1 protein-coding gene is annotated in these 240 nt (G+C 54.6%); it reads right to left on the minus strand.

Annotated elements, in window-relative coordinates; genetic code table 11:
- Nucleotides 1-240: Ig-like domain-containing protein (locus DFP82_RS14710; RefSeq protein WP_181416289.1), on the minus strand; the 240-nt coding region annotated here is incomplete at both ends.

Genomic DNA, 240 nt, shown 5'->3' on the forward strand with positions numbered 1-240 from the left:
ATCAGTAGCAGTCAGCGCTGTGGCTGTACCAAGAACTAAGGTCACTGGGGTGCCACTGCCATCAACATCAACGGTGGCTGAGTCTACGGTTAGGGTGTCGCCATCTTCGTCCGTGTCATTGGTGATGACGGTGCCCGTTAAGGTGACGTCTTCATCGGTGCTTTCGGTTTCAGGGTTGGCCACCACATCGTTTACGGGATCCACGGTGATGTCTAAGGTGGTGCTGTCAGTGTTGCCTTC

The organism is Psychrobacter fozii (assembly GCF_003217155.1).
In the GTDB taxonomy this organism is placed as follows: Bacteria; Pseudomonadota; Gammaproteobacteria; order Pseudomonadales; family Moraxellaceae; genus Psychrobacter; species Psychrobacter fozii.